Here is a 5788-nt window from a genome sequence, read left to right on the forward strand (position 1 = left end):
CTCTAACAATCTCCTCAGTTCTTCTTCCTGTCTCTTTCTTATAGCTCTGTTCGCCTCTTCCCTTTCCTTTTTCGCTCTCTCTTTTTCCTCTTTCTTTTTTGCCTCTCTCTCTTCCCGAGCACGCGCGTTCTCTGCTTTCCGTTTCTCTCTTTCCGCCGCCTTTTTCTCTTTTTCCTCTCTCTTTGTAGCTTCTTTCTCTTCCCTTGCTCTCTTCTTCTCTGCTTCTTTTTTAATGGATTCTATCAACATCAACTTTTTTCTCGCCTCATTTCTCTCCCTTTCCTCTTTCTTTCTAGCCTCTCTCTCTGCTTTAGCAGCTTCCTCAGCTTTCTCTTTCGCATCTAACTCTGCCGCTACCCTTCTCACTAGCCTCATGCTCTCTAATTCTAGAGATCTCATTCTCTCTTCCGATATAACCGGAACATTTTTAGATTTCGGAACATCTTTAGATTTGTCTTTCGCCTTCGCCCCTATCACTGCTCTTGGACCTTCTTCCGCTTTCTTTTTCTCCGTTAACTCTTTCTCCAATATCTCTCTTGGTATCTCCACGCCCTCTAACTCTATCACGCTCGATACCTCTTCCGATTCTCGCACTTGCAATTCCGATTCTACTACCTCCACTAACGGTGCTACTTCCACCAACGATACTGACTCCATTAACGGTACTGCTTCCGCTAACGGTGCTACTTCCACTTCCACTAACGGTGCTGCTTCCGCCAATGGCACTGACTCCACTAACGGTGCTGCTCCTGCTAATGGTAACGATTCCATTAACGGTACTGACTCCACTAACGGTGCTACTTCCGCTAATGGTAACGATTCCATTAACGGTACTGCTTCCACAGACGATACCAACACTGTAGGTGATTCTATGCTATCCATCAAAGCCTGTATCACAATCGAGTTATACTCTGCATCTCTAATAGCACTACCGCAGTCTCCTTCAGTAGTTCCTTCTCCTAATCCACGGATAAGTAAATCGTCCTGAACTGTCAAAAGTTGGCTTACTAAATTTAGTACCACATGAGCCTGCTGGGTACCATAAAACATACCTCGACGTAACACTTGATCAGGTTGCATTCCCAGCTCCAGTGCTAAATCTGGTGTTAACAGAACTCCTACATCAGATCCTCTAGTACTCTGTTCCGGTACACCTGTTACTTGCCCATGCATAATATCCACACCTTCTACTGCCACTACCTCTGCCTCTGCCTCTGGTGCACTTAGTTCTTGACCAACCGTAGTCCCCACACCTTCTACTACCACTTCTGGTACTACTCCAAATCGAGGTTTTTCTATACTATCCAGAAGCGCTCGTATTGTATCCTCGCTGGAGGCAATAAGAGCAAGATTATAACCATCATCTCTAATTCGAACGGCAGAACTAGTCCCCTCTCCCACTTCCTTATGAACCAGTACTTCATGTTCTTCCATAAGTTGAAGCGCCAAACTTAATACAAGAGAAGCCTGCTGGGTGCCATAAAACATACTTTGAAATAGCCTTTCACCAGGTTGCATCCCCAAAGTTTGTGCTAAATGTGGCGCTAATGGAAAACCTCCTATCTCAGCAGATCCTGCACTTTGTTCTAGTTCTAATGCACTTGACGGTTGTTCCTGGCCATCTACACTACCCAGTTCATCGTTACCACCCGAACCATTTGCTCCATTACTTGTGCTACTAAATTTCCGTTCCATTAGCAAAGTTCCTATTTTTTTATTCTTATCTATTAACAATATACACTGTAGTCAAGCATCTCTACTATTAGCAGAGCTTGTTTCTTTAACTCAATATACACACCTCTCAGATCATACGTACGCCTACATTAACAACAAACCAAAATGCTGAGCTGGTAAAACATCTCTTTCAACTAGTATTTACCCCCTACAAATTAGGATCAGCTATTGCAATAATTGGCTTTGCAGAAGTCGTAGAACTACTGATGGTCCAATCAAGCCCATTTATCGATCAGCATAGTTTCCACAATTTTTTTAAATCTTAATTTAAGAAGGGGAAAATACAATATAAAGCTGTAATTTATTTGGCAAAAATTGTGCTATATTTGATATTTTTATGTGGGATTATTTGAAAAAATAGATAATGCTCATAATAACAATTACCTACCTATACGTAAGATTAATGTAGATTAGATACAACAAATCGGTCCTATTTTTGCCTAATCTTTTCTAATTATTAAAATAAGACAGACGCTCTCTTAATATCAGCTACCATATCTGATACAGGCAACCTCAGTCTAACACCCATCGTTCGAGATGCACACGCTTTAAATGTTTAAAACATTAGGGTAGTTAACCCTATCATTAAACAATTCAACAGCATTAAATGTCAATATGATTTCTCTAAATGCGCGCAACCGTCTATGCCATAGATAGAACCATGCACATAACATTATTAAATATCAATTTCTTTATTCACTTCTACTATCACCCACCAATCAGTTGTAGAATTGCCGCTGGCTATGAATATTTTCCCTCTTATTCTTGTAATTATTGCTCAGATATTGCGATTAGGACACTTGTAGCTTCTTGCTAATCTTATAAACAAATCCATCACTCCTAAATTTTTAATTATCCTAAGGAAGAAAATATCAATGCTGTACTTTATTATCTGAAATAATTTAACAATAGCATCCCTACTAAGGATAAGCCTACTGCTAGGGTAATTGCCTCCATATAGGCAGCAGCAGCATTGATAAAAAATGCTCAAAAATGCTCAAAAATATATGTTGATATAGCAAAACAACCGAATACAAGAAAAACCAAGCAGATCACCTGATTACTATCTGATGTTTAAAGTCTGTAGTACTAATAATCTTTACACTGCCCTTAGTACATCAATACCAACTGGACTACGACATGTTCACACATTAAGCAGCTAGGGTAGTAGCGTACCATTACCTGGAACAGATATACTTGCTGCCATAAAGACAACGCATCATCTAAGGCGCGTTAAACAAAAGACTACCCAAATCATCAATGCACAAGACGGTATTACTTAAAAGAAGTCAAATATGATTTCCCAAACCTTGGTTCTTCTGTGGGTAAAACGCAAACAAATATCAATATATTGACTACATCATTTATATACAACAATGGCAAAGGTACCCTGGTACTACATTCCCCTCACAGCACCCTCACAAGTGCGTGACTTATTTCCCTGATCTCTTCAAACAAATACGCATTAACTACCTCAGACTCCTCAGTCTATTTAACTCTTGGGACAGCTGTCTCCTCCTCGATTTTACCCTCACCATCTCTACCTTTATCTCTAACTCTCTTACTTTTTCTAAAACTATATCCCTACTTCTCTCCAATGAAACTATCTGCGCACTTCCATCCGCTACTACTACTCTTCTTAGTTCTCGTATACGCTCTCCCACCTGCACCAACTCTGACCCTAGTCGATACTCTTGCTCTACCTTGCCATATAGTTCTAGCTCTACTTCTTGTAATGTCATCCCTAATCCATCTATTGCTAGCGCTGAACGTATACTAGCAAACTTACCTTTTTCTTGCCTCAGCATTAGCTCTAACCCCGCAAGTTTCACTCTAGCTTCTCCCTTTTGCAAGCAAACCACTTCCTTCTTCGAACGCTCTTCTAGCCTCCTCTTTTTATCACTATTCATCCTTTCTCGTCTCTCTCTCTCTTCTGCTTCTTTCCGTTCTTTCTCCTTCAGTCTTTCTTGTTTCTTTGTCTTTGCCTCTTCTTTCCTTCTTTGTATATCCTTGAGTTTGTCTAATCTACTCCTCTCTGCCTCCTCTTTAATTTTTTTTCTCTCTTTAAGCATTTCCCGCCTTGCTAGCTTCTCTAGTGCAAGCGCCTCTCTTGCCTCTCTCTCCTCCCTCGTCTCCCTTGCTCTAGCCTCAGCTCTCTCCAATCTCTCTTGTCTTGCTAGTTCCGCCATCTCTAGCTCTGCCGCCTCCGCCGCCTCAGCCATTTTTCTTTCTTCTAGCAGTAACCTAGCACATTCCCTCCTTTCTAGCTCTTTAGCAGCTTCCTTTCTCTGATTATCTAGCTCTTTAGCAGCTTTCTTCCTTTGCTTCTCTAACTTTTTGGCAGCTTCCGCATACTCCCTAGCCAAAGCTCTCTCTGCCTTCTTCATTAGATTTGTAGCAACTCTTCTCATTGGTCCACGTCCCACCAATTTCTCTGCTGACTCTCCTTCCGAATCTACTACTACCACTTCCGGTTCTTCTATGCTACAAATCAGAGCTCGTAATATTGCTTCATTAGTTTCTATAAGAGAAGCAATATCCTCAGTTCCTCTCGAGATCAAACCAGCTCTTTCTAATTCTTGATTGCGCAATAAATCTTGCCGAATTCCTGAAAGTTGACTTATCATTTCTAAAACGAGAACAGCCTTCGTAGTACCATAAAACATACCTCGACATAGCACTTGACCAGGGTACATTCCCAACCTTAGCGCTAGATCAGGTGCCAACACGAAATTTCTATCAGAGCCTAATTCACTCTGTTCTGGCACACTCTGTTCTGGCACACTCTGTTCTGGCGCACCTGTCACCTCCTGCCCATGCACAGCAGCAGTACCTACCTCCTCTTCCTCTAACAACGCTGCCCCTGGTGTAGCACTCATTGCTTGTTGCCCACAAGCACCAACATTTTCCACTACCATTGCCGGTAATGCCGTAAATGAAGGTGATTCTACGCTAGCCATCAGAGCTTGTATTAACTGTCCGTTAGTTTCTATAAGAGAAGCAGTATCTTCTAAATCAAAGCCCATCCCTCCCGAGGCCAACCAAGATCTTTCCAATTCTTGAGAGCGCAATAAATCTTGCCGAACTTCTGAAAGTTGAGTTACCAATTCTAAAACGATATCAGATGTTGGAGTACCATAAAACATACTTCGACGCAGCGCTTGACCAGGTCTCATGCCCAGAAATCGTGCTAAATCTGGTGCCAATACAAACCCACCATCACAATCCACGACACCCTGCTCCGCTACATCTGACACCCGCCCACGAACAGTACCTACATCTCCTCCTACCACTGTTGATGTTGTTGTAGGTGGAGGTAATGGTGGTGCTTCTGCACTATCCAGTAGCGCTTGTATCGCCACTGCGTTAGTATCACTAAGGCTACGCACATAACTGTCACTAAGCTGAATGGAAGAACTAGTCCCCTCTCCCGATCTAAGACGACCCAATCTTTCCTGTTCTCCTAAAAGTTGAACAGCTAAACTCGTCGCAAGGGGAGCACGTGAGGTGCCATAAAACATACCTCTAAATATCATTTCACCAGGTTCCATACCCAACGCCAGCGCTAAATGTGGCGCCAACACAAATCCCCCTGCCTCAGCACATAATGCACTTTGTTCTAATCCCAATGAACTTGATGGTTGTGCTTGCCCACCTACACTACCTCCCTCACCACTACCATACGGATCGCTTGCTTCACCACTTATGCTACTCAACTTACGTTTCATTAGTAGAGTCCTTATTCTTGTTCTTTCTTCTTTTACATTGACACAACTTACTGTAGACAAGTACCTACAATCAACGCCAATCTTGCTCTTGCTCTTGCTCTTTTAAGCTGCAGAAACAACACGTACGAAACGTTAATACATAGTATCCTGCTCACAAGCACACAATCTATTTCCCAGAAATTCATTAAGTGAAGTGCGAGCGTTAGCGTTATACTATTTACAATAACTTACATCATTAGTGACACACTAACAGCCTCTAGTTCTCCCAAAAGCAAGCCACACACTAAATAATTTATTCTATTCTCAGTGCTCTTGCTAGCCGTTGT

1 protein-coding gene and 1 pseudogene are annotated in these 5788 nt (G+C 42.0%); both read right to left on the bottom strand.

What is annotated here, in order from left to right; translation table 11 throughout:
• Positions 1 to 1695: pseudogene (locus tag A6733_RS09235) on the bottom strand (hypothetical protein); the annotation flags it as partial.
• A gap of 1508 nt (positions 1696 to 3203) precedes the next feature.
• Positions 3204 to 5462 (bottom strand): hypothetical protein, encoded by a 2259-nt coding sequence (locus A6733_RS08045; RefSeq protein ID WP_092460815.1) that lies wholly within the window; start codon positions 5460 to 5462, stop codon positions 3204 to 3206.
• Positions 5463 to 5788 lie beyond the last annotated feature (326 nt).

Origin of the sequence: Candidatus Ichthyocystis sparus (assembly GCF_900078745.1) — a bacterium.
Lineage (GTDB): Bacteria > Pseudomonadota > Gammaproteobacteria > Burkholderiales > 2013Ark19i > Ichthyocystis > Ichthyocystis sparus.